The organism is Chitinophaga niabensis (assembly GCF_039545795.1).
Classification (GTDB): domain Bacteria; phylum Bacteroidota; class Bacteroidia; order Chitinophagales; family Chitinophagaceae; genus Chitinophaga; species Chitinophaga niabensis_B.
In genome coordinates, this window is sequence record NZ_CP154260.1 from 354,963 (window position 1) to 380,395 (window position 25,433).

The window sequence follows — 25,433 nt, forward strand, 5'->3', positions numbered from 1 at the left end:
TCTGCAGAACTATTCATGAAAACGATCAGGGTTGTAAATACAGGTGCAGAATTTGAACGGGAGAAACTGAACGGGCCGTTTGGCTTCAAGGGAGCTTACCTTTCTGAACTCTGGCAGGCAGTATCAAAGTTAAAAGCCACCTCCGGCGAAAGTGCCATTGGTGTAGCCACGCAAAGTATCCTGTATGCGGATGCGGACCTCTTTGTGAATAATACGGAACCAGGCGGGAATGCGCTCATGTTTGTGCTGGTGAATGAAGCCCTGAAGCTGGTAAAGGAAACACCTTTTCAGCACCCGGTAGAGTTGATGGAAAAGATCATGCCTGCCTTACAGGAAACGGCAAAGCGGGTTACGGGGAAAGAGGACCTGAATCAGAATTTTATATACAACGCCATGGTGAGCATAGACAATGCTGCCTGGTTGTTGTACGCTAAAGAAAATGGGATCACTTCCTTTGATGACATGGTGCCAGCTCCTTACCAGTCAGCACTTAAGCATCATAATAAACGGATCGCCATTATGTACCAGGTGCCGTACGACATGCCAATGTCCCACCTGGTGAATGCTATGAAAGAAGGCTACTTTGTTATAAAAATTAAAACCGGGTTTCCGGGATCGCAGGAAGTGATGCTGGCGCGTGATATGGAAAGGCTCACGCAGATCCATCAAACACTGAAAGACTACAGAACGCCGCATACCGCCAATGGCAAACTCATTTACACCATGGATGCAAACGGCCGGTATGAAACAAAATCCTTGCTGCTAAAATACCTGGACCATGCAAAGAAGATCGGCGCACTGGATCAGGTGCTGTTGTATGAAGAACCTTTTGTGGGATCCAATGATGAGGAGGTGGGAGATCTGGGCATCCGCATTGCAGCAGATGAAAGTGTGCATGTAGTGGCAGATGCAGAGAAAAGGATAGCGCAGGGCTACGGTGCACTGGTGCTGAAGGGTATTGCCAAAACACTAAGCCAGTCCATGAAGATTGCGGCTTTTGCACAGGAGTTTAACATTCCCTGCCTTTGTGCAGACCTTACGGTGAACCCGGTATTGGTTGAATGGCATAAGAATCTGGCTGCAAGGATAGCGCCCTTTCCGGGTATTGGAATGGGCCTCATGGAAACCAACGGGGACCTGAATTATGAGAACTGGGAAAAGATGACCGGTTATCAAAAGTTAGCAGGCGCTTCCTGGATGCAAAGGAAGAATGGCGTGTTTGAACTCAACCAGGATTTCTACAACACCAGCGGTGGCATTTATGAAGTGCCCCGCCATTATGAAGAGATGTTCATTTCTTAAAAATAGCAAACATGTCAAATTCAATGGACAGGCGGAATTTCGTCAGGAACATGGCAGCATCTGCTTCCGGTATTATCCTGGGAAGTACAATGCTCGCAGCTGCTGAAGCAGAAACCGCTATTCCGCCGTATTCTCCCGAAGGCCGGATCAAAAAAATGTTGGGGTACCGGAAATTAGATGCACACGTGCACCTGGGCCTTTCCGCGGACCTGCCGGAAGTAAATGTGGATTTTGCTGACAGGTTGGGAATAGATAAGATGTTCCTCTCAAAACCCGTGACTAGGGGTTTGGGCACGCCGGATGAATTCCGTGCCTGCAATGATGTGATCCTGGCTGCTATGAAGAAGTATCCAAACAAACTGGCTGGTATGCTCACCCTCAATCCGCAGTATGGAAAGGAATCGCTGGAAGAGATAAAACGTTGTGTGGGAGAAGGTATGATAGGGGTGAAGGTGTATTACCAGGTAAAGATCAATGATCCTTTATTCTACCCCATCGTGGAAAAACTGATAGACCTGAAAATGATCATGCTCATGCATGCGGAAGCTACACTGGGTATTGCCGGTTATCGTATGAAGTATGATCAGAAGATCAAACCACAGGTTTCCCTCCCGGAGAATTTTGTGGAGATCGCTGCAAGATACCCCGAGGCCATGTTCCAGTATGCACATACCGGCGGCGGCCCTGATTGGGAATATGCCTGCAAGTGTCTGCGCAATAGTCCTAATGTATATGTGGATGTTTCCGGCAGCAATAATGAAAATAATATGGTGGAGTTTGCTGTTGCCACATTAGGTTTAGAGAGGGTGTTCTTTGGTTCTGATAACATGTATTATCAGTCTGTGGGTAAGATCATGGATGCCCGTTTAACAGAGGAACAGAAAAAGAAGATCTTCTTCGATAATTACAATAACATCCTGAAAAAAGGAGGCTATCATGTTAATTGATATTAATTCGTTTGTAGGCCACTGGCCTTTCAAACGCCTGCATAGTAATAATTGCGAGGGCCTGCTGGGCAGGATGAATGAATACGGGGTGGATCTTTCCCTCGTGACCAATATCCATGGCATTTTCTATAAAAATACCCAGTCCGCCAATGAAGAGCTGATGGAGGAAATACGTTCAAAGAAAGCATATAAGGACCGTTTCATGCCCTTCGGCATCATCAACCCCATTTATGCGGGCTGGAAGGACGACTTTAAAACATGCGTGGAAAAATTCGGGATGAAGGCCATCCGCGTGTTTCCCGGGTACCACGATTACGAAATAGATGATCCAAACCTGGTAGAACTGACCAAAATGGCCAGGGATAAAGATGTGGCCATTGTACTCACCATGCGCATGGTAGATGTACGCCAGCGTTCCTGGATGGACCTGCCAAAGGAATGGTCCCTGAAAGATTACCTGCCATTGCTCAAAGCAGTACCGGATGCCAGGTATATGCTGATGAACCTGGCCACAGGTATAGCCTTGAGCCCGGAAGAAGAGGCGTTGGTAAAGAGCAGCAATGTACTGTTTGATACCTCCGGCCGCCATATCGTGAACTTTGCCTCTGTTTTCAAACGTTTCGGGAAGGAGCGGTTTGCCTTTGGCACTCACTTCCCCATACTGGACTATTACTCCGGCCTGTTGCGGATTGAGAGCTTGCGGAAAGAGGAGGCTACGGAGGCTGATAAGGCACTGTTCTGTTCCGGTAACGTCAGCAGGTTCCTGAAGTTATAAATTTGCTTTATTTGAGAATGAGGGAGCGTACACGTAATTATGTTAAATTTGACGCCGGATGTTCATCCTTAACTACCAAAGCTCATGAAATTATCAAATAAAGACAAAGACAATAAGAATAACCAGCTGTCAGGCATCAAGGAAATTGCCCGCAGAGCAAATGTGTCCATTGCCACGGTAGACCGTGTGATCCACAACAGAACTGGTATCGCCAAGAAAACGAAGGAGAAGATCCTCGATATTATCAAGGAATTAAACTATCAGCCTAATATACATGCCCGGCGCCTGGCCCTGGCTAAACAGTTCAGGATAGCCACGCTCATTCCCCAACGGTCCAAAGAAACCAGTTACTGGGAGGGTCCGCTGAAAGGAATAGACACGGCTTCTGCCGAAATAAGCCAGTATGGCGTAGTGCTGGAGAAATTCTTCTATGACCAGGATTCCATCTCCTCCTTTCAGCAACAGTCGCAACTGGTGCTGAAAAGCAAACCGGATGGCATCCTGCTCGCGCCCTCTTTTATTGAAGAGTCCGTGAGCTTTGTACAGAAATGCCAGAAACAGAACATCCCTTATGTACTGATGGACTCTGATCTGCCGGTTGAAGGAAGCCTAGCCTATATTGGCCCCCAGTTGAACGCCAGCGGTAACCTCTCTGCACACCTCATCAGTTACCTGATCGGGAAAAACGACAGTATCCTGATCGTGAATATCTCTAAGGAGCTGGACGGTCAGCACCATCTGTTGAAGAAAGAAGAAGGTTTCAGGAATTATTTCCGAACCCACCGCTGGGATAACAAGATCCTGAAGATCAATATCAATAAAACAGATGTTAAGTCTATAGAAAAGGGACTGTCCACCGTGTTCAAAGAAAATCCGGGGATCAAAGTAGTGTTCGTCACCAATTCCCGGGTATCCAATGTGGCCGCATTTGTGAAGGACCTGGACAGGAAGGTGATCCTCGTAGGGTACGACTTTGTGAACGAGAACATAGAATATATTGAGAAAGGAGTGATCGACTTCCTGATCTGTCAGAAACCACTCGAGCAGGCTTACAAAGGAGTGATGACCATCTATCAGCACTTGGCTGCCTCCGCACCGGTGGAAAAGGTCACTTTCATGCCTATTGATATCATCACCCGGGAGAATTACAAGTTTTACAATTATTAAGTCTGGCAGGAATATTTTATAAGTATCTTATTATTTTTTGTGTATTTTACGGGTACGTAAACGGAGCCTATCACTAAACAGCTTTAAGCGATGCAAAAGAATCAACCGCGTAGACAGTTCATCAAACAAACACTATATGCAGGCATCGGTGCAGGCATACTTTCCCAGTTGCCTTTCCAGGCATTTGCCGGTTCCGCAAAAGGAGAAGCAGGTAAACGCATTGGTATCATCGGGTTGGATACTTCTCACAGTATCGCTTTCACCAACTTACTGAACAATCCTGAAGCAGGAGACAAACTCAAAGGATACAAAGTAGCGGCTGCTTATCCTTATGGTAGTAAAGACATTGAAAGCAGTGCCAGCAGAATACCGGATTATATCAACCAGGTAAAAGCAAAAGGTGTGCAGATCACGGGTTCTATTGCGGAGTTACTGGGTATGGTGGATGTGGTGCTGCTGGAAACCAACGATGGCCGTTTGCATTATGAGCAGGCCATGGAAGTGATCAAGGCTGGCAAGAAACTGTTTATAGACAAACCGATTGCCAATAGCATGAAAGATGCCATTGCCATCTTCAAAGCGGCGAAGGAGAAAAATGTACCCGTATTCTCTTCCTCTTCCCTGCGTTTCACGGCAGGTATGGAAGAGGTGAAAAGCGGAAAGAAGATCGGAAAGATCATTGGAGCGGATACATATAGCCCCGCTAAACTTGAAAAAACACATACCGACTTTTACTGGTACGGTATTCACGGCGTGGAAATGTTATTCACGGCCATGGGTACCGGTTGCAAAACGGTCACACGTTTTTACCAGGATAATATGGACGTTGTGGTAGGCGTCTGGGGAGACGGACGGATAGGTACCTTCAGGGGAACCCGTGCCGGCAAAGCACTGTATGGTGGCACCATCTTTGGCGAGAATGGCAATGCCACCTATGGTGCTTTTTCCTATGAAAGCCTGCTGAACGAGATTATCCTCTTCTTTGAAACAGGCAACCCGCCTGTACCCGCAGCAGAAACACTGGAGATCTGTGCTTTTATTGAAGCCGCACAGAAAAGTAAATTGAATGGAGGAAAACCCGTGAGCATGCAGGAGATATTCAGACATTATAATTACAAGCCTCAGTAAATAAATAATTGTCATCATGCCTAACAAAGAGATCGGTCGCCGTAAATTCATTGGTACATTCACCGCAGTTTCTCTTGCAGGAATGATACCCGCTTCTTTACAGGTTTTTGCCGGCCCAAAGGTCAGTGATAAACTTGCCGTATTAGGTGGAGAACCTGTAAGGTCCAAAGCAAAGAAGTGGCCCAAGTGGCCACATGTGGATGACAGGATGATTGAAGAAATTGTGAAAACCACCAAAAGCGGAAAATGGAGCAGGATCAATGCCCCGCTGGATGGAACGGTAGTGACCTTTGAAAAACAGTTTGCCAGCATGACCGGTGCTAAATTCTGCATCGGCACAGGTTCCGGCACACAGGCATTGGCCATTTGCGTAGAGGCCTTAGGCATTGGCCCCGGCGATGAAGTGATCACTTCTCCTTACACAGATTTCGGTACGGTGTCTGCAATCCTCACCAGCAGAGCATTACCTGTACTGGCTGATCTCGATCCTGCTTCTTATCAGATGGATCCTGACGATACACAACGTAAAATAACTTCCGCTACAAAAGCCATCATGCCTGTACATATGATGGGCCTCGCTGCTGATATGGACAGGTTCATGGCCATGGCACAAAAGCATAAACTGAAAGTGATCGAAGATGCCTGCCAGGCTGCACTCGCTAAATTCCGTGGCAAAACATTGGGTACTATCGGAGATCTGGGCTGTATCAGCTTCCAGGCAAGTAAAGCCATCGCCTGTGGAGAAGGCGGCGCCATCTTAGGTAACGATGAACAACTGATGGACGAATGTTTTACCGTGCACAACCATGGTACTACACGAAAAGGGAAACATACCACCATTGGTCCTAAGAACAGGATGAATGAATTTGAAGGCGCTATCCTCAATGGCCAGTTGCCTACAGCAACAGAGCGTTTTGAAATACGGAACAGGAATGTGGCTTACCTGAATGAAAAATTGAAAGGATTCAAAGGGCTGGTACCACAAAAAAGATATGCAGGCACAGAAAGCGGCGGTTTTTATAACTACGCCATGTCTTATAAATCTGAACATTTTGCAGGTGCTACCCGTCAGCAATTCCTGAAAGCCATAGCGGCTGAAGGTATTCCGTTCAGTCCATATATTCCCAACGGCCTGCATAGAGAAGCATGGATAGATCATATCCTTTCTTTAAGTGAATACAAAAAGATGTTCCCCGCTGCACGTTTAAAACAATACAGGGAACAGATGGCTTCACTGCCAGGTTGCGATACTGTATGTGCAGAAATGGTGGCCATGCATGGTTCCGGCAATTTGCTCGGCACCACTGCAGATATGGACGATATTATTAACGCTGTGATGAAAGTATATGAGCAGCGGGAACAATTGAAGAATATATGAAACACATCCTCAGCATTGGTTTGATCATCTTATGTTTTCACACTACCGTAAAAGCGGCAGATACTTTAAAGGTATGCAGCTTTGATGTAGATGCCACCCCACCGGTAGGTACTGCATTGGTGTATGATAAGATGACCAATAGCTGGGACCAGAGCCTGCGCGCCAAAGGCATCATCCTCACCGGCGCCGGCAAACCAATTGTACTTTGTGCCATTGACTGGATAGGCATTGCCAATGAAGGATATGATGAATTCCGGAAAGCAATGGCTGAAGCGGCAGGCACTACGCCGGACAGGGTAGCACTGCATGCACTGCATCAGCATGATGCGCCTGTTTGTGATTTCGGTGCAGAACAATGGCTGAAAAAAGAAGGCATGAACCCACAGGGTTTTGAAGGTACATTTGCCCGCGAAGTGATCAGCAGGCTAAAGGTTGCCATGACTGGTGCTTTGAAGAATGCACAACCTGTTACGCACATCGGGCTGGGCAAAGCAGAGGTATATAAAGTAGCTTCCAACAGGCGTATACTTGGGGACGATAAAAAGGTGATCGCTTCCCGCACTTCTGCTACAAAGGATTCAGGCATAAGGGCAAGGCCGGAGGGACTGATAGATCCGATCGTATCGCTCATTAGTTTCTGGAACAATAACAAACCGCTGGCTGTATTAAGTTATTACGCCACACATCCGCAAAGTTATTACCGCACAGGAGTAGCCAATCCTGATATTCCGGGCGTAGCAAGGTTCTTCAGGCAACTGTCTGTACCCGATGCACTACACCTGCATTTCAATGGTGCCGGCGGAAATATTACCGTGGGTAAATACAACGATGGTGCAAAAGAGAACCGTCTCTTATTAGCGGAGCGTTTAGCAGATGGTATGTTAAGAGCCTGGCAGCAGACAAAAAAAGAAAAGATCAGCGCAGCAGATGTGAAGTGGGAATCATTACCAGTGGCTTTACCCATCAAACCCAGTCTTGATAGCCTGGGAAAACTATTACACAGGGAAACCAGCGTGTTTGTTGCCAACAATGCATCCAAGCAGGTTTTCATGGAAAGAACAAAACAGGGAAAGAAAGTAGATATCAGTTGTTTAAAGATAGGCAATGCACGTATGGTACATCTGCCGGGAGAATGTTTTATTGAATACCAGCTGGCAGCCAAAGCAATGCGTCCTGATCTCTTTGTGACCGTGGCTGCCTACGGAGATTATGCACCGGGGTATATAGGAACAGCAGAAGCCTATAATGAAGGAGGGTATGAAACCGGCCAGGCCTCAGCTGTTACAGCAGAGGCAGAAAAAGTGCTGCTGAAAGCCATGAACCAATTATTGCGTAAATAATACCATATCATTAGCTGGTCAATAGGACGAGGATTCATTTATTCATTTTACGGGTACGTTAACGTCCCCCATGGGAGCGTACTGTCAACCAAAAAATAAAAGTATATGGCTGTAAACTATCTGTTGAGTACGGGATATTGTATGCCTGTAACTCACAGCTATTCCCGAATGTTACGCAAAGCCGCATCATGGCTTTCGGCAGGATGCATACTGCTCCTGATCTCCATACTCGCCCATGCGCAGGACCGCGCTGTTAAAGGAGTGGTAAATGGAGAAGATGGTAAACCCATGCCGGGTGTAACCATTCTCCTGAAAGGAGGAGAGCGTCACGCTATTACGGATGAGAATGGCCGTTTTAGTATCAGTGCAGGTGCAGATGCCATCCTGGTTTTCACCTTTACGGGGTACGAGAAAAAAGAAGTATCCGTAAATGGACAGGCGGAATTAACCGTTCAAATGGCACCTTCCGTTACAGCACTGGAAACAGTGGTAGTAACAGCATTGGGTCTGGAGCGTAAGAAGAAAACGCTCACCTACAGTACACAGGGCGTTAGCGCCAAAGAACTTACAGAAGCAAGAGAGCTCAATATGGTGAATGCCCTGCAGGGTAAAGTGGCCGGTTTGAATATTAGTTCCGGTTCCAGCGGAGTAGGTTCTCAGGCAAGGGTGATCCTGCGCGGTAACAGATCTATCAGTGGTAACAGCCAGCCTTTATATGTGATAGATGGAGTAGTTACCCGTGCCAGTCCTGCTGATATCAATACAGATAACATCGCTTCCCTGAACGTACTGAAAGGAGCAAACGCTGCTGCGTTATACGGCAGCGCAGGGCAGAACGGGGTGATCGTGATCGAAACAAAAAAAGGAAGACAAGGTGTGAATGTTAGCCTGAACTCCACTTACATGGTGGAAACGCCCATTCATTCCACCCCTTATCAATATGAATACGGGCAGGGTGTTTCCGGTACTTTCCTGAAAACTTCAGAATCTTCCTGGGGTCCAAAAATGGATGGTCGTATGGTGGACACCTGGTCGCTGGATCCCGCGGATGCAGGTAAACAATACAGTTACCTGCCGGATAGAAAAGCCCGGGAGAATGTATTCAATAACGGCAGCAACTTCGCCACCAATCTTTCTGTAAGCACCGGCACAGAAAAATCCAAAACCCTCTTCACTTATACCCATACCAGTGGAGACGGTGTATTGCCAGGCAACGAACTTTCCCGTCACAACGCGGCATTACGTGTTACTAATCAGCTCACTAAAAAACTAACACTGGATACCAAACTGGACTACATGAAGCAAAAGATCAGCAATCAACTGGATGAAGGAGAGTCTTCCTTTAATCCGCTCCGCCAGATCGCTACCATGCCTTCCAGCATCAGGGACCAGGAACTTACTCATTTTGAATATAAAGATCCCGTATTAGGCGTAATGAAGCAGAATTACTGGAGTGCGGGTACTGTTACAGGGGCTAACCCTTACTGGGCATTGTTGCGTAATCTGCGCTATAATAAAGTGGATCGCCTGATGGGACTGGTTTCCCTTTCTTACCAGTTTACAGAAGAATTCCGTGTGATGGTGCGTGGATCTTTTGATGGAGAAAATAATTCATCGGAAGAAAAGTCTTATTACGGCACCTATCGCGATCCTTCCGGAAGATATGCTGTAGGGAAAGGTTCTGCCTTATTGCTGAATGGCGACTTCCTGCTGAGCTATAAAAAACAATTGAATAAAGACTGGTCGCTGGGCGTAAATGCTGGTGGTGAAATAAGGAATACTACGGGAGATTTATTGACTGCCAATACCGGAACCGGTATGAGCGTACCTAATTTCTTTGCATTATCAAATATCTCATTAGCTGCCGTTGCCGGTTACACACCAGTGGTGGAAATGGAAACACAGTCCCTGTATGCAAATGCACAAGTGGGGTGGAAAGATGCCATCTTCCTGGAATTAACGGGCAGGAACGATTGGAGTTCTACCTTAGCAGCAAATAACCGTTCGTATTTTTATCCTTCGGCGGGTATCAGTGCAGTGCTGTCAGAACTGGTGAAGCTGCCGCAAGCCATCACTTACCTGAAACTGAGAGGTTCCCTGGCTCAAGTGGGTAACGGCGCTTCACCCGGACTGTTACAACGTTTTGCAGCCAGCGCCCCCGGCGGCAACCTGGGTTATTTATCACTCAGCTCTACTTTACCCAATAAAAACCTGAAACCGGAAATAACCCGTTCTACAGAAGCAGGTCTTGAGCTACGCCTGTTACATGATCGTATAAGCCTGGATGTTACAGCCTATCAGACTAATACCAGTAACCAGATCTTCCTGCAGGCGTTACCTGTTGGGAGCGGCGCGTTGAGCTTATACACAAATGGCGGCGATGTAAGGAACAAAGGAATTGAAGTGATCCTGAACACCACGCCCATAAGATCCGGCAATTTCTCCTGGGACCTCAATTTCAATTTTGCCAAGAACGATAACGTAGTATTGGAACTTTCCGATGCCATCCCTTCTTTAATAGTGGGTGGTGATACCTACATGCGGAATTTTGTACTGGAAGAAGGCCGCCCTTTCGGACAGATCTATGGAAAAGGATTTGTGCGTGACAGCAAAGGCCGCGTGCTCGTAGGTACAAATGGGCTCCCTCAGACCACACCAGGAAAAACTGTATTGCTGGGAAACGTAAACCCTGACTGGACGGGCGGTATTTCCACTTCCTTCGCTTATAAGAACTGGAGTGCAGGCATTGTGATCAGTCACAAACAGGGAGGAGATATTGCTTCTTTCACAGATGCCATCCTTTATGGAGAAGGTTTAACAGAAGCTACACTGCAAGGCAGGGATGGAGGTTTGTTATTTGGAAAGAACATCCTCACCCGATATGCTTCTGCCAAACCGGATGGATCAGAAAATGATAAGACGGTGAATGCACAGCAGCTCTGGCAATTCCTGGGAGGAAGAACAGCACCGGTAGGAGAGATGTTCATGCGCAAAGCCACCAATACCAGGTTACGTGAATTCACACTGGGATATCAGTTACCATCTTCTCTTTTTAACAGAGGGCCGCTGGCAGCTATTCAGGTATCCCTGGTAGGCAGGAACCTTTTCTTCATCCACAGGGATGCAAGAGGCCTTGATCCTGATTACACACAAGGCACCGGCACTATTTCAGAAGGTTTCCAGTCGTTTGCCTTGCCGCCTTCCCGTTCATTTGGGGCCAACATTAAGATCAACTTTAAATAAATAAAGATGAAAAAGCATTTTTCAATATACAGCCTGCTTTCCATGGGCATGCTGGTAATGTTCAGCCAAAGCTGTACGAAGCGGTTCGATGCCATGAACACACCGGAAAACCTGTTGCCGGAGAATGAGATAACCGCTGCATTGATCGGGCAGTCATTTGCCTTTTCACAGTATCATGGATTATGTGCCGTGTATGTGGAAGTAGGGCAAACGCTGCATGCAGATATCTACGCGCAATACTTTGCCTCCGTGCCTGCGGCTTTCAGTACAGAACAGTTCATCCCTAACGGTTCCTGGGTAGATCTTTTCTGGAAGGATTTTTATGTGAATGCAGCACCGCAGTTGTTCCTCACAGAAAAAGTGACCAGGGAAAACAACATGAATGTAGCCAATGCCATCGCTAAAATATGGAGAGTAGTGATCTATAGCAGGATGACAGATTACTTCGGCCCTGTTATCTATTCTCATTTCGGTGATCAGACCACCAGCGTGCCTTACGATGCACAGGAGGATATCTATGCTGATTTTTTCAAAACACTGGACGAAGCAACAGCCGTATTAAAACAAAACCCCGGCGGCAACGGTTTCGGCGCACACGATCAGGTGTATGCCGGCAGTGCAGACAAATGGCTGAAACTCGCCAACTCCCTGCGGCTCCGTTTCGCGTTACGCATTGCCTATGCAGATGCGGCCAAAGCCAAAACAGAAGCAGAGAAGGCTATCACAGAAGGGGTGATCACAACCAATGCGGATAATGCCAATGTGCTCACCACCACTAACAGCGTGAATATCCTTTCACGTATTACTTACCTGATAGACTTCCGTGCCAGTACTTCCCTGATCAGCGCATTAAAAGGATACAACGATCCAAGGTTACCGGATTATTTATCACCGGCGGTAACAGGTGGCCAGTTTACCGGCATCCGCAATGGTTTACCCGCTGCGGAAAGAGGAACACAATTAGCGAATCTCAATTCTTTTGTGGGCACAAAATGGTTGTCGCCGGACAGGAAGGGAACGCTGACGCCAAACAGGGTACTTTCAGCTGCGGAGGTTGCTTTCTTACGCGCAGAAGGAGCTTTGAGAGGATGGAACATGGGTGGTACGCCAAAAGATCTGTATAACCAGGGGATCAGCCTTTCTCTTTCAGAACGGGTAGCTGCTACGCCTGGTCAGATCACAACTTACCAAACCAGCACTTCGTTACCAGCACCTGTGGCTGATAAATGGAACACACCATCCATGAGTGATATTCCTGTGTTATATGATGATGCCGGCACTTTTGAAAGAAGGCTGGAACAGATCATCACCCAGAAATGGCTGGCGCTGTATCCTGATGGATGGGAAGCATGGGCAGAACGCAGAAGAACAGGTTATCCGAGAGGGTATGCACTCATTGCTTCAGAAAGCCCGGCTATCACCAGAACACAATTAGTAAGAAGGGTTACTTATCCGCCGGTGGAAATATCTACTAACAGAGCGGCATATGATGCAGCAGTTGGGATGTTGAAAGGAGCTGATGAAAACTTTACAAGAGTATGGTGGGATAAAAAGCCATTGACTGATTACCCACTACCTACAAATTAACGTGATGGCAAGAATGAAATAGCGTATAAGATAAGGAACGGACTGCCTCATTTTGGGGCAGTCCCTTTTTTGTTAAGTAGCTGTGAGTTTTCAACTGTCAAGGAATTCTTGATAGTTGGCTTTTTGCAACTACCGCGTTTTTCACGGTAGTTCATTTCACCCTGTCATAATTCAACGTCACCACTCCTGCCTTAGAAGACTTCACCTCATTCAATTGCAATCCCACTCTCTCCTGAATATTGCTAAACAACGGTTTCCCGGCTCCTAAAATAACAGGGAACACCGCTAATCTGTAAATATCCACCAGCCCCTGGTTAATGAAGCTTGTGACCAATTGCCCGCCACCATACAACCAGATATCTTTCCCTGGCTGTTGTAAGATTTCGGGCACCTGGTCCATTGTAATGAAATTTGCTGTTTTCGTACGTGAGAAAACATACTTCTTCTTAGTATGGATAGTCCGATATAACTCCTGTATCATAGGAGGCGCCTGTTCTCCCGTCATGAAATTTCCCCAGAGATCATAACTGGTCCTTCCATAAAAAATAGTATCAATGCGGGAAAGGAGTTCTCCAAAGATGGAGTCAAATGTAGCATTGGGATCCTGACTGGCATATATCCAGTCAATTTCTCCATTAGGGCCTTCAATGAAGCCGTCCAGGGTTACAGCAAGGTCTAAGATGATCTTTCTCATGAGGGAGGCTATTATAGTAAATATAGCCAATTTATTTCTTCCACTTCTGAGCTATCTTAATTGCCGTCTCTATCATGTAAGGCTCCCAATGCTCAATCTCCCAGTCGGATCGTGCAAGAGAAGAAGTTTGTAATGCGTTCATGGCATCTTCATAAGAAGTAGCAGATTCCAGGATAGAAGAAAGTTCCAGCTGTTGCCTGTAAAGGGTTTCATCTTCAACAGGATCCCCTGTGAGCAAAGGTAACAAAGGAGCAAAGCTCTGCTTGCCCGGAGCAGAAAAACGACCGGCGATACTTTCCATTTTCAGGAAGTCTTGATAGAATGCGGCTTTACTTTCATCAGATGATAAGCCGTTTCCCAATTGTTCCAGTACAATGTATTTGAGGTTAGGGCATCGTGTAATAGTATTTTCCAGAAGCTGAAAAACTTCTTCCGGAACAGCATCATCATGCGTATCCCGCCTGATCTGCCGGGGTGGATCAGCCAAAGAATCTTCCCAGCTGCCTCCTGAAATATGGATCTCTCTCACCATGTCTAGCGGATACAACGCAATGATATCATCAAAGGAAATATTGAAGTTGTGGATCTGGCAGTAGAGATTGTGCAGGTCCAGGATGATGAAACCATTTACAGGTGAAAGGAGTTGTTCTAAAAACTCGCCATGCCGTTTTACTTCATCAAAAGAATAGGAGAAGGCAAGATTTTCTAATCCTACGGGACATCTACAAACATCATAGATCCTTTTCAGCCTGTCCCGGCCAATATTAAGTGTGCAGGAAGTATAAGGGATGTTTAAAGGAGCACCATGATGGAAATCTTTTCCTGTCATGAAACCAAAATGTTCCGTGATATGATCAAACTGGAACTCGGTACAGGTCTGTTTGAGTTGTTGCAGCCAGTTCTCCTGTTCTTTCAGCCATTTGCCGGAAAAGAGGGAGAAAAACACACCATGCCCGATCAGCCTTTTCTCATCGCTGAAGGCGGTTAATAATTCTATAAACCAGGATGGAACATCTTTTACTTTATACAATGCATCAAATGACCATTCCAGCGCTTCCACTCTTGATTCCTGCATTAATGGAAGGCAGGCAGCAAGTATATCGTTGTCCAGGTTGCAGGCAACTGCTGATAATATTTTGGGCACCCTTCCGATTTAAAAGATGATCAAATAACATGGTGTGTTCAGGGAGATTAACCCATTCCGCAAGCAGGGCAGCCGTCAGGCAGTTTTTTCTCTTCCTTTTGCTTTTCCTTTGGATCGGGTGCTTTTTCTTTTTCACAGGATGTCATTGTGTGAACAGCAATGCCAATAAGAACAGCGCTAAGTAAAGTTTTGGGCAATTTCATTTTGGTCGTTTTAAGAGTGAATGCAACTGTTCGTAAAACGGGGATGTTTAGCAAAGGTTACACTAACGGGTAAAATTAACATAGCCATCCCCACTTTGGGTGATCCCCGCTAACACATCCGGGGATTGCACACTTTTCCATCCATCTTCATCTTTGCACCATTATTTATAACCCCAAATCTTACACATGAAACAGATCACGTTCGGCGTAATATTCCTGCTGGGCCTTTTACAGGTCAGTTGCGATAAGGACAATAACGATCATTACGAAGCACCCCCCAAAGTAAAGGTCACCGTTTTTCAATCAGCGGGAGACAGTGCCACCATCATTACACAGATCAACAACTTCCGCGCACTCATTGGCGATCCGGTAAATAATGCACCGGGAGCTACGGCAGGCAGAAGAGAAGTGAATTGGGATGGCGTGCCCCCTAATCTTACCAATAACGATCTTTTTCCGGCGGACTTCTTCAATCTCACTGATCCTGCAGGGGCAAACGGCCGTAAAAGAGGATTGGTATATACCGCTGCCAGTTTGCCTTTAAGATTGGATAGCACCAGCTTTGCACAGATAGATGCATCTTATGCGGATGAATTCATTCCCTTCAGCCAGAAGAAACTGATCATTTCTGTTAATTCAAACGTATCAGAGGTAGAATTTAAAGTAGCCGGCACCAACACCAGCGCCTTTGTGAAAGGTTTCGGGATCATTTTCTCTGATGTGGATGATGTTAATTCCACCTTCCTGGAATGCTTTAGCGGCAATACGAGCCTTGGGGTAGTGAAAGCCCCTGTTAAAAAAGCCGGGGCGGCATTCTCTTTCCTCGGTCTGTTTTTTCCGGATGCCCAGGTAACAAAAGTCAGGATAATTGCAGGTAATGCTAAACTGGCCACCGGGGTAAAAGACCTCAGCGATGGCGGTACAAAAGACCTGGTAGCGTATGACGATTTCTTTTATAGTGAACCCATAGCGCTCCAATAAAGCTAACCCCATAAGTTTGATCATCCCTCTCACCGGAGGGATGATCTTTGCTATCCCCGAATCCGGTGATAACGTATTTAGGAGATTTTTGTACTTTTATACGTTATCTACAAACCCCGGCATGTTCAGCAGGTTATTATACACCGCTCTTTTTCTTTATTATAGTGCATTCGTTCATGCGCAGCACCCCCAACTGATCTTCTCGCGGCTGACCGTGCAGAACGGCCTTTCTCATAATAAAGTGAATTGCATCCTCCAGGATAAAAGAGGATTTGTATGGCTGGGTACGGAAGACGGCCTGAACCGCTTCGATGGAAAATACTTTTCCCTTTTCAGGAACACACCGGGTAATACCGCTACCATCTCAAAAAATATCATTACCTCTCTGCTCGAAGATGAACAGGGCATCATATGGATCGCCTCTGCAGATGCAGGTCTTACAAGATATGATCATCGCCTGCCCGCCGCGCAGCAATTCAAACAATACCGCCACAATCCGAAAGATTCCTCCTCCATCCCCATTAATATCATCAACGCAATTACAGCGGATAAAGAAGGTTATCTCTGGCTGGCCACCGGCGGCAACAGGGTATTACGCTTCAATAAACAAACGGAGAAATTCGAAGCCCCTGTGAAGGAAGGCACCCGAAACGCATTGTCTCTTGTAATAGATAACAGCGATACATTATGGGTAGGCAGGCAGGGCGGGGGTATGTTGAAAGTGAATATTCACAACCTGAAATATAACATGGACCATCGTTACAGCGATCTCTATGCAGATCTCCCGCATGCATCTGTCAGTTCACTGTATAAAGATAAACGGGGAAATATCTGGTTCGGTTCCTGGGATAAGGTATTGTACCGCTTTAATAAAGAACAGCAACGGGAAGAAGCTTTTGCATCCCCGGCAGATGATATATTGTCTTTCGCAGAAGATACAGCCGGCCATATCTGGATGGGAGGGAAGAACAATGGTTTATTCATTTACGATCCGGAAAAGAACAGTTTCAGTAATCTCCGTTATGATCCTGCGCTGGAAGGTACCATAGCAGACGATCGCATTAACTGCATATACATAGGAAAAGATGGAATGGTTTGGCTGGGCACCAACCGAGGTGTTAGTATTTTCAACCCGTCACAGCAACCTTTTTCACAACAGTTCCTCGATAAAAACGGTAAAGACCTGCAGATCTACGATCTGCAAACCATAAACGGTAATCTCTGGGCTGGCACCAGCGATGGGCTGTATATCAGAACAAAAGGTAACACTGCATTCAGCCATATTCCATTACAATATAAAGGCCGTCCACTGGTGGTGTCAAAGATCTTCCGGGATGATGATGGTACGCTTTATCTGGGCACCAACTTTACCCTATTTATCTGCAATCCGGAAACCCTTACTTTATCGCTGCTACCGAATACAGAAAAAGATGAAGTGATCTATAACATCATAGACTCCCGCATTATATCCATCATCAAAGACACCATTGCAGGGCATCCTGTATTGATCACGGTGCCTTATGGGCATTTTATTGCTTACTATGATTTTATCACCCAACGCTGGACTTCCCGTGAAGACACTACCATCGACATCATCAAAAAATTCAATTTAGCAGATCACCTCATCAGGAAACTCTATAAAACTTCAAAAGGTAACATCTGGATGGCTACCGGAAAAATGGGTCTGGGAAAATGGAATATAAAGAACGCACTACCCTGGCTTACTTATTACAGCGGAGCTATCAACAATAATATATACGATGTAGTGGAAGCTCCTACAGGAAAACTGTGGATCAGTACCTATGGCGGAGGTTTGAATCAGTTTGATCCCGTAACGGATTCTTTCACGCATATTACTACATCCAGCAACCTGCTGGAAGGATTACAACTGGATGGCTGGCAGAACGTATGGATGGTCAGCAACGGCAATCTCCATAAATATGATCCTTACATCGCCAGTTATTCCACCTATCAGTTACCGGACCTGGAGAAGTCAGGTGGCGTAAGCGGAAGTGTATTCAAAGATGCGGACGGTCAGATGTATGTGGCCGGAAATAATTACATCGTTGCTTTCCGGCCGGAAAAGATAAAAGAGGAAAGAAAATATCCGAAAGTATTCTTTACGGACTTCCAGGTATTTAATGCTTCTTTCAGCGAACGGCTGAAAGAAAAAGAGATCAGGCTGCCCCACAATGAAAATTATTTCACCTTTACTTTTTCCGCCCCGGAATTTATGCAGCGTAATACCACCTACGCTTATATGCTGGAAGGTTTCGATAAAGACTGGATAGAAGCTGGTGACCGTAACTATGCCAGCTATTCCAACCTGGATGGCGGTTATTACATCCTGAAAGTAAAAGCCAGCAGCAGCAAAGGCAACTGGGGAAATGAGTTCACCGCCATCCGCATAAGGATTATACCCCCCTTCTGGAAAGCCTGGTGGTTTTTCCTGCTCTGTGCCGCCGTGATTGCCACAGCCACTTATGCTGTGTACCGTTACCGCATCAATGAACTGCTGGACAGGCAAGCTATCCGGAACAAGATTGCGCAGGACCTCCATGATAATGTGGGTTCCACCCTCAGCAGCATCGGCGTATACAGCGAAGTGGCACAGATCTATCTGCAACAGCAAAAACACAACGATCTGCGAAGTACATTGGAAAAGATCCGGGATGCCTGCGGTGAAATGATCAGTGAACTGAGTGATACCGTATGGACCATCAACCCGCGTAACGATCATATGAGCACCATCCTGCAAAGGATGGACTCCTTTGCTCGCCCATTGCTCAAGGCACAGGGTGTTAACTTCCACCTGAACTTCGATATAGATATCACGGAACTGAACCTGGAAATGACGAAGCGGAAGAACTTTTACCTCATCTTCAAAGAAGCAGTTAGCAATGCTTACAAATATGCCCAGTGCCGGAATCTCTGGGTGGAAGTAAAGGAGGGACCACATATGTTGCAACTCATAGTAAAGGACGATGGAAAAGGCTTTGATGCCAAAACGGTTAAGTCTGCCAATACCCTTTCCGGTAACGGGTTGCAGAACATGCAGCGCAGGGCAAAGGAAATGAGAGGGGAATGTGTGATCAATAGCGTTCCGGGGGAGGGTACTACCCTTACTTTGAGGTTCCCTATCCCCTGATTTGGGGATGTTATTTTGATAATTTTAACTGAACTTTATATAAACAGATTTGTCCCATGAGCCTAAGGATTGCCATATTCGATGATAATAAGAACATCCGTGAAAGTATCAGTATGCTGCTTTCCACCGTTCCCCAGTTTGAAGTGGTCGGCTCCTTTTCTCATGTGCTGGATTGTGTGGCAGATGTAAAGGAATGTAAGCCCGATATCATCCTCATGGATATTGAAATGCCTGGTATGACGGGCATAGAAGCAGTGGTAAAGATCAAAAAGGAATTTCCGCAGATCCAGATCCTGATGCAAACTGTTTTTGAAGATGATGATCGTGTATTTGATTCTATCTGTAGCGGGGCATCCGGCTATATCCTCAAAAATTTCCTGCATACCAAATTGCTGGATTCAATACAGGAGTTACAATATGGCGGTTCTCCCATGAGCCCTTCCATTGCCAGGAAAGTGCTCAATAAAATGCAGACGGTAGCCACGCATATTCGTCCGGAAGAAAAGGTAGATTACCAGTTGACACCCCGCGAGAAAGAAGTACTGGCTGCCCTCGTAAATGGACTCAGTTATAAAATGATTGCCGCAGACCTTTCTATCAGCTATGAAACCGTTCGCTCTCACGTAAAAAAGATCTATGAAAAACTCCATGTTGCCTCACTCACGGAAGTAGTGGCCAAAGCCATCAACAACCGCATCGTATAAACTTATCTACTCCCTTATTCCTGCCCGCTTTCGGGGATATATAATACCTGCTTGCGGGATTGCTGTGTTATGCCCGGTAAGGTAGTTTTGCAGTATTGTTGACTTCAAAACTATTAGGATGAATAAACGTAATGTACTGCTGATGGCTTCCTGCATCGTCAGCACCCATCTCTCTTTTGCTCAGGCTTCTTATGATGCGGCACTTATGGAATTGCCCATCGTTAAAACAATTCAGCTTTCCACAGGTGTGGAAATACAGTATGTGGAACAGGGAGCCGTTTCCGGCATGCCTGTTATCTTTCTCCATGGCTATACAGATTCATGGTACTCTTATGAGAAAGTGATGATGCATTTACCGCCATCTGTACATGCATATGCACTTTCCCAACGTGGTCACGGCCTTTCATCCAAACCCCAGAAAGGATATAAGCCGGAAGATTTTGCCGCGGATGTGGATGCTTTTATGGAAGAACTGCAGATCACTTCTGCTGTCATAGTAGGTCATTCTATGGGCTCGCTCATTGCACAGCGTTTTGCCATTGATTATCCCGGGCGTACAAAAGGCCTGGTGCTGGTAGGTGCTATCGCCAGCCTTAAAAAGAACCCCGCTATCCAGGAGTTCGGCAAAATGATAGAACAGCTGCAGGATCCTATTGATTCTACCTTCATACATGAATTCCAGAAAGGCACACTCGCCAAAGAACTGGACGGAATGGAACTGCACACCTATGTCTCCGAAAGCCGGTTAGTACCTGCAAGAGTTTGGAAAGAAGTTCATTACGGCATGCTGGAAGCAGATTATGAGAAGGAGCTGAGAAAGGTAAAAACTCCCGCGCTGATCTTATATGGTGATAAGGATACCATCATGCCGGAAACAGACCAGCGGATCCTGGCAGCCGCTTTAAGGTATTCAACCAGGATCACTTACAAAGGAACCGGCCATGCCCTGCATTGGGAAGACCCAGAGCGCTTTGTATACGATCTGCTGGGGTTTATTCAGAAATTATAAATAACTTTATTATGCAACGAGTTTGTAAATAAGACACCCCAGCGTATCCCCTTCAAATAAAAAACAACCCCCTTCCATGAAACTGTATGTATTATTAATTGCATTATTTATGATGGGCCTTTGGCAAGCCATTTCCTCCAAAGAAGTGCCCATCGCCAAAAGAACATTTATGTACTGTGCACCTTCCTTTGATCCGGATATCTGGAAAAAAGGCGATGCGCCCCTGCTGAAAGGATTGGGAAGCGTACATTACAAAGTGAACACCCGTTCCGCCAAAGCCCAGAAATTCTTTAACCAGGGCCTTGCACTCACTTATGGTTTCAACCACGGCGAAGCATTCCGCTCTTTCAAAACCGCTCTGAAACATGATTCCACCTGTGCAATGGCTTATTGGGGAATTGCTTTGGTATTGGGCCCTAACTACAATGCTCCCCTGAACCCTGCGAGCCTTGCGGATATTAACGAGGCCATCGACAAGGCCGTTAAATATTCGAAAGAGGGCAGGCCCGAAGAAAAAGCCCTGATCCATACGATGACGAAACGTTTCCCCAGGGAAGAGGTGAAAGACATGACGCCTTATTACGAAGCATATGCACTAGCGTTAAAAGAAGCGCATGAAGCATTCCCGAAGGATATGGACATCGCTACCATCTATGCGGATGCATTAATGAACCTGCATCCCTGGAACCTCTGGTTTAAAGATGGTACCCCGCAACCCTGGACACCGGAGATCGTAGCGTTGATCGAAAAGATCCTGCAGAAAATACCGGATCATCCAGGTGCCATGCATTATTATATTCATGCCACAGAAGCATCCAACAGGGCAGAAGTTGCTTTGCCCTATGCGGATAAACTGCGTACGGCCATGCCCGCAGCAGGACATATGGTACATATGCCATCTCATACTTACATCCGCACCGGTCATTATCACAAAGGTGTGGTAGCAAATGAAAAAGCCTCGTTGGCAGACAGTGTTTACATTGCCCAATGCCGCGCAGAAGGATTTTATCCGCTGGTGTTATACCCGCACAACATTCACTTCCTGGCAGCTTGTGCTTTCCTGGAAGGCAGTAGTAAGAAAGCCCTCGATGCTGCAAGAATGGTATCCCGCAAAGCGGATAGGAAGTATCTCGCAGAAATGGCCGGTGTGCAGCATTTCTATATCATTCCGCTCTATGTAATGATCCACCTCGGCCGCTGGGATGAGATCCTGCAGGAACCTCATCCGGGAGAACCGCTGAAGTATCCAACTGCCATCTGGCATTATGCCCGCGGAATGGCGCTGGCCGCAAAAGGAAATAGAGAAGCAGCTGAACAGGAACTGAAAATTATTCAGAACATGTTGGCAGATGGATCATTGAAAGAGCTGAGTATTTGGGATATGAATACTGTAATGGACCTGGTGCAGATTGCGGCATATTCCCTGGAAGGTGAACTGGCTGGTTACAAAGGAGATTACGCAACAGCAGCAGATCGCTTTACAAAAGCAATTGAAATAGAAGATAAACTGGCTTACACAGAACCGCCGGATTGGTTTTTCTCTGTGCGCCTGTCTTTAGGCCACTGGCTGGTGAAAGCAGGCAAACATGCTGAAGCAGAAAAGGTGTATGAAAAAGATCTCGAAACGTTTAAAGAAAATGGTTGGGCACTCAAAGGCTTGTTCAACAGTCTGAAAGGACAAGGAAAAGAAACGGAAGCCCTTGCAGTAAAAGCCCGGTTTAACGAAGCCTGGAAGTATGCAGATATAAAGATCGAAAGCTCCAGGAAATTTTAACATCCCCTAAAGGACTGTTCACTATTGAGCAGTCCTTTTTTTTACGAGATAGAAAGATATTTTTCTGCGTGTAACAAACCCGAGGTGTTCATAGAGCCCGATGGCCCTTTCATTTGATTGTGATACATGCAGGAAAGGAATGATCCCCGCTGCTAGATTTCGGTTCACCAGATGTGTGATCAGGTGCCGTGCATATTTCCTTCCCGTAAATTCGGGCAGCGTAACAATAGCACTCAGTTCTGTAAGTCCATCTAAACGCATTCGCTCACCCGCCATGGCCACCAGTTTGCCTTCCTGCCTGATACCAAAATAATTCCCCATACGGTGTGTTCCCGGAAGATAATATCCCGGTTGTACTTTAGTGACCAGCTCATACATCTCCTGGCTATCGGATAATTCTTCAATAACGGGCGCATCTTTATCCAAAGTAACCGGCTGCTCACAAACCATCTGCAAACAAACCAGGTTATGCTGCATTTCCCAATGAGCAGGCAGGGGAGGAAGGTCACCAATAATAAAAAAGGACTCGCCTGCTTTCATAAAAGGATCTAATGGATCAGGTGACGTCTCAAAACCAATAAAGGAAACTATATCAGGAGAATATCTTTTTGCCTGTGCTGTTCCGATAGCAAATTCTTTGTGTTTGCTGTTAAGCGCATGCCATGCCGGGTTATCTAATACTGAAAACATAATGGGGCAAAGTTAAGGATTATATCTTCACTACCCTGAACCCCTGGTTGCTGAAAGAAGCCCTCCTGTTCACTCTCCCGATATCTGTAGCGTTAAAGAATTTACAGGCATTTTTGCTGCACCACCAGGACCCTCCCCGTGCATGCACCACCTGTTTGCTATCACCAGGCAAAGCCCCTGAGCAGAATTCAAACACATTCCCGAACATATCATACAGCCCGATGATATTGGGCCGGAAACTCCCAACCGGTGCAGTGTACATAAAGCCATCACTGGTATCTGCCTGCAAATGATTTCGTCCATGCCAGATATTACCCGGTGCTGTTTTAAGCCCGCGTGCAGCAATTTCCCATTCATCCAGAGAGGGAAGCCTCACCTTCGCCCATTTGCAATAGGCTTCCGCATCATGATAACTGATAGTAGTAACAGGATGGTCCATTTTCCGTTCAATGCCACCCCTGCTCTTTCCATTAGGGTATCGCCATGAGGCTGTACTGTCTTCTAACCACCTGAATTCAGCAAGCCCGGGAACAAATACCATGGCATTCTTATACTTTTCAGCATCCGTGACATATCCCGTGCTGTGCACAAACTTTTCGAAGTCTGTATTGGTGAGTTCTGTAGTGGAGATCTGGAAGCCTGTTGTTGTTACTTTACGCAAGGGATTTAGCACATGCCCTTTTTCCCCGAGGGTATAAGTGCCTGCAGGGATCTGCACATATGCTGCCAGTAACAGTGCGTAGATCATTTTTTGCTTTTATAGAATTTGTCTGCACGCTCCAAGATTAGGTCCTGGTTGGGTTTATTCAATTCGATGTAACCATCGTAGGCGGCCTGCTCACTATATAGTTTTGTATAAGAAGCGGAGGTTATAAACGCCGGATATTTGTTCTTCTCCATCAATAACATCAATACAGTGAGAATGTCATGATCTTTTCGGTCTGCATTGTAAGTACTGATCAGGAAAGGGATCATTTCCCATCCGTTTATCTCTACAATAGCATGTTTATAATTCGCTCCCATCCTTTTGCTGCGCAGCACAGATTCTTTGATCAACGCCATCACAGAATCACGGTTCTCTTTGAAGAAATTGTACTGGCGGTCGCTCCAGTTACTTTCACCGAAAATATCCGGCAAATGCCCGAAGATCTTTTTATGTTCATCCTGCATAAAGAAAACGTCACAGTTCTGGCTGAAATCCTCTGCATGGATCATATTGTAAGTGAACTTTTCCCGAAGAGAAAGGGAATTATAGGTATTTGAAGGCATCTTCTCGTGACCTTCGTCATTCTCCTCATAAACAGTTTTTAAACCTGCCACCAGCTTTTTAATCTTCGCCAGTTCATAGGGAGGAACGCTCACTTTAGTGCGGTATTCATGATAAGCAAGGCTTTCCTTACTGGCCCCCTCCTGCGCAAACACCTGCAGGGAGCAAAACAGTACCGCCATTAATAAATAAAATTTCATAGAGAATAGTTTTTTTTAAGCTAATATAGTGCCCATTTCTGAATAACCGCAGCAACAGAGTCTGGCAGTGCCATCTTTTCGAAACTCATCCTATAACTCATTTTTGCATAAAGGGCCAGGTCTTCAATATCCATTCTGGCTATATGACCTTTGTACTTATCCCGGATGGTTTTGGACATATATAACGGTAGCGTAGTGATGGTGGTATCAAGATAGGCGGTTATCATTGTTGAAGGCCCGTCTGTTATCAGTGTAAACTTTTTATAAAAAGTATTATTTATAACACTGTCGCTGATCTTTATTTTTGACAGCGTATTCTTAAATAGATCTTCCGCATTATGGAACCGGTATCCATTCTTTTTCTCCCCTAATGGATACGATTTTTTCTTTTGCCCGTTCACTGAAAGTTGATCGTACTCCGCGCAAATGTTTTTATCTATGTCAATAAAGAAATAACCCTGCACGGGATAGCTGTCTTTTTCTACCTGGTCACCCACCATAGTCTGTTTATAAATGCGGTTCACTTCAATTACATATTGATTATGAACCCATAATTCTGAAGGGGGAAGAACCGGTGTAGTGAAATCTTTTGAAACGGGATCAAAGAGCAGCAGCTCAAAACGTACTTTCCCTGTAAGGCCCTGTATTTCGTTGCCTGCAAAACATAGCAGCATGAAAGCCCAAAAAGATGTCATCAGCATAGTTCTTTAATATGTGAATTAAATATATCCAAATATCCCCGTTTGCAGTAA

Annotated in this window: 21 protein-coding genes; 14 read left to right on the forward strand and 7 right to left on the reverse strand. The window is 45.9% G+C overall.

The genetic code is table 11. The features are described 5' to 3' along the window. The first annotated feature begins 15 nt into the window (after positions 1 to 15). The 9 genes from AAHN97_RS01505 (at position 16) to AAHN97_RS01545 (ending at position 12,867) form a co-directional block, all read left to right on the forward strand. Positions 16 to 1,302 (forward strand): mandelate racemase/muconate lactonizing enzyme family protein, encoded by a 1,287-nt coding sequence (locus tag AAHN97_RS01505; protein ID WP_343305818.1) that lies wholly within the window; start codon positions 16 to 18, stop codon positions 1,300 to 1,302. Between the two features lie 11 nt (positions 1,303 to 1,313). Then, a complete protein-coding gene (locus AAHN97_RS01510; RefSeq protein WP_343305819.1) occupies positions 1,314 to 2,249 on the forward strand; it encodes an amidohydrolase family protein in 936 nt (311 codons plus the stop codon). After that, positions 2,239 to 3,024: an amidohydrolase family protein gene (locus AAHN97_RS01515; protein ID WP_343305820.1), complete on the forward strand. Its 786-nt coding sequence runs from the start codon at positions 2,239 to 2,241 to the stop codon at positions 3,022 to 3,024. Before AAHN97_RS01510 ends, AAHN97_RS01515 begins: the two co-directional genes overlap by 11 nt. 84 nt (positions 3,025 to 3,108) lie before the next feature. After that, the gene (locus AAHN97_RS01520; RefSeq protein WP_343305821.1) at positions 3,109 to 4,191 is read left to right on the forward strand and encodes a LacI family DNA-binding transcriptional regulator; all 1,083 of its coding nucleotides are present in this window, start codon (positions 3,109 to 3,111) and stop codon (positions 4,189 to 4,191) included. Between the two features lie 90 nt (positions 4,192 to 4,281). Beyond that, entirely contained in the window at positions 4,282 to 5,319 is a 1,038-nt protein-coding gene (locus AAHN97_RS01525) for a Gfo/Idh/MocA family protein (RefSeq protein WP_343305822.1), read from the forward strand. 16 nt (positions 5,320 to 5,335) lie between these two features. Further along, positions 5,336 to 6,697, forward strand: coding sequence for a DegT/DnrJ/EryC1/StrS family aminotransferase (locus tag AAHN97_RS01530; RefSeq protein WP_343305823.1), 1,362 nt, complete (start codon positions 5,336 to 5,338; stop codon positions 6,695 to 6,697). Beyond that, the gene (locus AAHN97_RS01535) at positions 6,694 to 8,037 is read left to right on the forward strand and encodes a hypothetical protein (RefSeq protein WP_343305824.1); all 1,344 of its coding nucleotides are present in this window, start codon (positions 6,694 to 6,696) and stop codon (positions 8,035 to 8,037) included. The genes AAHN97_RS01530 and AAHN97_RS01535 overlap by 4 nt, the downstream gene beginning before the upstream one ends. 105 nt (positions 8,038 to 8,142) lie before the next feature. Further along, a complete protein-coding gene (locus AAHN97_RS01540; protein WP_343305825.1) occupies positions 8,143 to 11,280 on the forward strand; it encodes a SusC/RagA family TonB-linked outer membrane protein in 3,138 nt (1,045 codons plus the stop codon). A gap of 6 nt (positions 11,281 to 11,286) precedes the next feature. Then, positions 11,287 to 12,867 (forward strand): SusD/RagB family nutrient-binding outer membrane lipoprotein, encoded by a 1,581-nt coding sequence (locus AAHN97_RS01545; RefSeq protein WP_343305826.1) that lies wholly within the window; start codon positions 11,287 to 11,289, stop codon positions 12,865 to 12,867. A gap of 151 nt (positions 12,868 to 13,018) precedes the next feature. Here AAHN97_RS01545 and AAHN97_RS01550 read toward each other — a convergent pair whose 3' ends face one another. The 3 genes from AAHN97_RS01550 to AAHN97_RS01560 are packed head-to-tail and all read right to left on the reverse strand — an operon-like array spanning position 13,019 to position 14,908. Then, on the reverse strand, positions 13,019 to 13,561 hold the full coding sequence (locus AAHN97_RS01550; RefSeq protein WP_343305827.1) for a dihydrofolate reductase family protein: 543 nt from the start codon (positions 13,559 to 13,561) through the stop codon (positions 13,019 to 13,021). 31 nt (positions 13,562 to 13,592) lie between these two features. Then, complete coding sequence (locus AAHN97_RS01555) at positions 13,593 to 14,705, reverse strand: multinuclear nonheme iron-dependent oxidase (RefSeq protein ID WP_343305828.1); 1,113 nt, start codon at positions 14,703 to 14,705, stop codon at positions 13,593 to 13,595. A 47-nt stretch (positions 14,706 to 14,752) separates the two neighbouring features. After that, positions 14,753 to 14,908: a chryseobasin-related MNIO class RiPP peptide gene (locus AAHN97_RS01560; protein ID WP_343305829.1), complete on the reverse strand. Its 156-nt coding sequence runs from the start codon at positions 14,906 to 14,908 to the stop codon at positions 14,753 to 14,755. A gap of 186 nt (positions 14,909 to 15,094) precedes the next feature. Here AAHN97_RS01560 and AAHN97_RS01565 point away from each other — a divergent pair, with 186 nt between their 5' ends. From AAHN97_RS01565 to AAHN97_RS01585, 5 genes are all read left to right on the forward strand, one after another. Then, the gene (locus AAHN97_RS01565) at positions 15,095 to 15,889 is read left to right on the forward strand and encodes a hypothetical protein (RefSeq protein WP_343305830.1); all 795 of its coding nucleotides are present in this window, start codon (positions 15,095 to 15,097) and stop codon (positions 15,887 to 15,889) included. A gap of 121 nt (positions 15,890 to 16,010) precedes the next feature. After that, positions 16,011 to 19,037: a sensor histidine kinase gene (locus tag AAHN97_RS01570; protein ID WP_343305831.1), complete on the forward strand. Its 3,027-nt coding sequence runs from the start codon at positions 16,011 to 16,013 to the stop codon at positions 19,035 to 19,037. Positions 19,038 to 19,093: 56 nt separating this feature from the next. Further along, positions 19,094 to 19,741, forward strand: coding sequence for a response regulator transcription factor (locus AAHN97_RS01575; protein ID WP_343305832.1), 648 nt, complete (start codon positions 19,094 to 19,096; stop codon positions 19,739 to 19,741). Between the two features lie 118 nt (positions 19,742 to 19,859). Continuing rightward, complete coding sequence (locus AAHN97_RS01580; RefSeq protein WP_343305833.1) at positions 19,860 to 20,750, forward strand: alpha/beta fold hydrolase; 891 nt, start codon at positions 19,860 to 19,862, stop codon at positions 20,748 to 20,750. A gap of 76 nt (positions 20,751 to 20,826) precedes the next feature. Further along, entirely contained in the window at positions 20,827 to 22,524 is a 1,698-nt protein-coding gene (locus AAHN97_RS01585; RefSeq protein WP_343305834.1) for a tetratricopeptide repeat protein, read from the forward strand. A gap of 21 nt (positions 22,525 to 22,545) precedes the next feature. Here the strand turns inward: AAHN97_RS01585 and AAHN97_RS01590 are convergent, their stop codons facing one another. Genes AAHN97_RS01590 through AAHN97_RS01605 form a run of 4 tightly spaced genes read right to left on the reverse strand, consistent with a single transcriptional unit; the run spans position 22,546 to position 25,376 of the window. After that, positions 22,546 to 23,214, reverse strand: a complete 669-nt coding sequence (locus AAHN97_RS01590; protein ID WP_343305835.1) for a GNAT family N-acetyltransferase — start codon at positions 23,212 to 23,214, stop codon at positions 22,546 to 22,548. A gap of 19 nt (positions 23,215 to 23,233) precedes the next feature. Continuing rightward, positions 23,234 to 23,962, reverse strand: a complete 729-nt coding sequence (locus AAHN97_RS01595; protein ID WP_343305836.1) for an SUMF1/EgtB/PvdO family nonheme iron enzyme — start codon at positions 23,960 to 23,962, stop codon at positions 23,234 to 23,236. Next, the gene (locus tag AAHN97_RS01600) at positions 23,959 to 24,681 is read right to left on the reverse strand and encodes a hypothetical protein (protein ID WP_343305837.1); all 723 of its coding nucleotides are present in this window, start codon (positions 24,679 to 24,681) and stop codon (positions 23,959 to 23,961) included. The genes AAHN97_RS01595 and AAHN97_RS01600 overlap by 4 nt, the downstream gene beginning before the upstream one ends. A 20-nt stretch (positions 24,682 to 24,701) precedes the next feature. Continuing rightward, a complete protein-coding gene (locus AAHN97_RS01605) occupies positions 24,702 to 25,376 on the reverse strand; it encodes a hypothetical protein (RefSeq protein ID WP_343305838.1) in 675 nt (224 codons plus the stop codon). Positions 25,377 to 25,433 lie beyond the last annotated feature (57 nt).

Excerpts from the sequence above, each read along its gene's own strand:
- AAHN97_RS01575 (WP_343305832.1), top strand. The coding sequence starts at position 19,094 with ATGAGCCTAAGGATTGCCATATTCGATGATAATAAGAACATCCGTGAA.
- AAHN97_RS01520 (WP_343305821.1), top strand. The coding sequence starts at position 3,109 with ATGAAATTATCAAATAAAGACAAAGACAATAAGAATAACCAGCTGTCA.
- AAHN97_RS01550 (WP_343305827.1), bottom strand. The coding sequence starts at position 13,561 with ATGAGAAAGATCATCTTAGACCTTGCTGTAACCCTGGACGGCTTCATT.
- AAHN97_RS01585 (WP_343305834.1), top strand. The coding sequence starts at position 20,827 with ATGAAACTGTATGTATTATTAATTGCATTATTTATGATGGGCCTTTGG.
- AAHN97_RS01510 (WP_343305819.1), top strand. The coding sequence starts at position 1,314 with ATGTCAAATTCAATGGACAGGCGGAATTTCGTCAGGAACATGGCAGCA.
- AAHN97_RS01530 (WP_343305823.1), top strand. The coding sequence starts at position 5,336 with ATGCCTAACAAAGAGATCGGTCGCCGTAAATTCATTGGTACATTCACC.
- AAHN97_RS01595 (WP_343305836.1), bottom strand. The coding sequence starts at position 23,962 with ATGATCTACGCACTGTTACTGGCAGCATATGTGCAGATCCCTGCAGGC.
- AAHN97_RS01600 (WP_343305837.1), bottom strand. The coding sequence starts at position 24,681 with ATGAAATTTTATTTATTAATGGCGGTACTGTTTTGCTCCCTGCAGGTG.
- AAHN97_RS01525 (WP_343305822.1), top strand. The coding sequence starts at position 4,282 with ATGCAAAAGAATCAACCGCGTAGACAGTTCATCAAACAAACACTATAT.
- AAHN97_RS01505 (WP_343305818.1), top strand. The coding sequence starts at position 16 with ATGAAAACGATCAGGGTTGTAAATACAGGTGCAGAATTTGAACGGGAG.
- AAHN97_RS01515 (WP_343305820.1), top strand. The coding sequence starts at position 2,239 with ATGTTAATTGATATTAATTCGTTTGTAGGCCACTGGCCTTTCAAACGC.
- AAHN97_RS01590 (WP_343305835.1), bottom strand. The coding sequence starts at position 23,214 with ATGTTTTCAGTATTAGATAACCCGGCATGGCATGCGCTTAACAGCAAA.
- AAHN97_RS01535 (WP_343305824.1), top strand. The coding sequence starts at position 6,694 with ATGAAACACATCCTCAGCATTGGTTTGATCATCTTATGTTTTCACACT.
- AAHN97_RS01570 (WP_343305831.1), top strand. The coding sequence starts at position 16,011 with ATGTTCAGCAGGTTATTATACACCGCTCTTTTTCTTTATTATAGTGCA.
- AAHN97_RS01580 (WP_343305833.1), top strand. The coding sequence starts at position 19,860 with ATGAATAAACGTAATGTACTGCTGATGGCTTCCTGCATCGTCAGCACC.
- AAHN97_RS01605 (WP_343305838.1), bottom strand. The coding sequence starts at position 25,376 with ATGACATCTTTTTGGGCTTTCATGCTGCTATGTTTTGCAGGCAACGAA.
- AAHN97_RS01560 (WP_343305829.1), bottom strand. The coding sequence starts at position 14,908 with ATGAAATTGCCCAAAACTTTACTTAGCGCTGTTCTTATTGGCATTGCT.
- AAHN97_RS01565 (WP_343305830.1), top strand. The coding sequence starts at position 15,095 with ATGAAACAGATCACGTTCGGCGTAATATTCCTGCTGGGCCTTTTACAG.
- AAHN97_RS01540 (WP_343305825.1), top strand. The coding sequence starts at position 8,143 with ATGGCTGTAAACTATCTGTTGAGTACGGGATATTGTATGCCTGTAACT.
- AAHN97_RS01545 (WP_343305826.1), top strand. The coding sequence starts at position 11,287 with ATGAAAAAGCATTTTTCAATATACAGCCTGCTTTCCATGGGCATGCTG.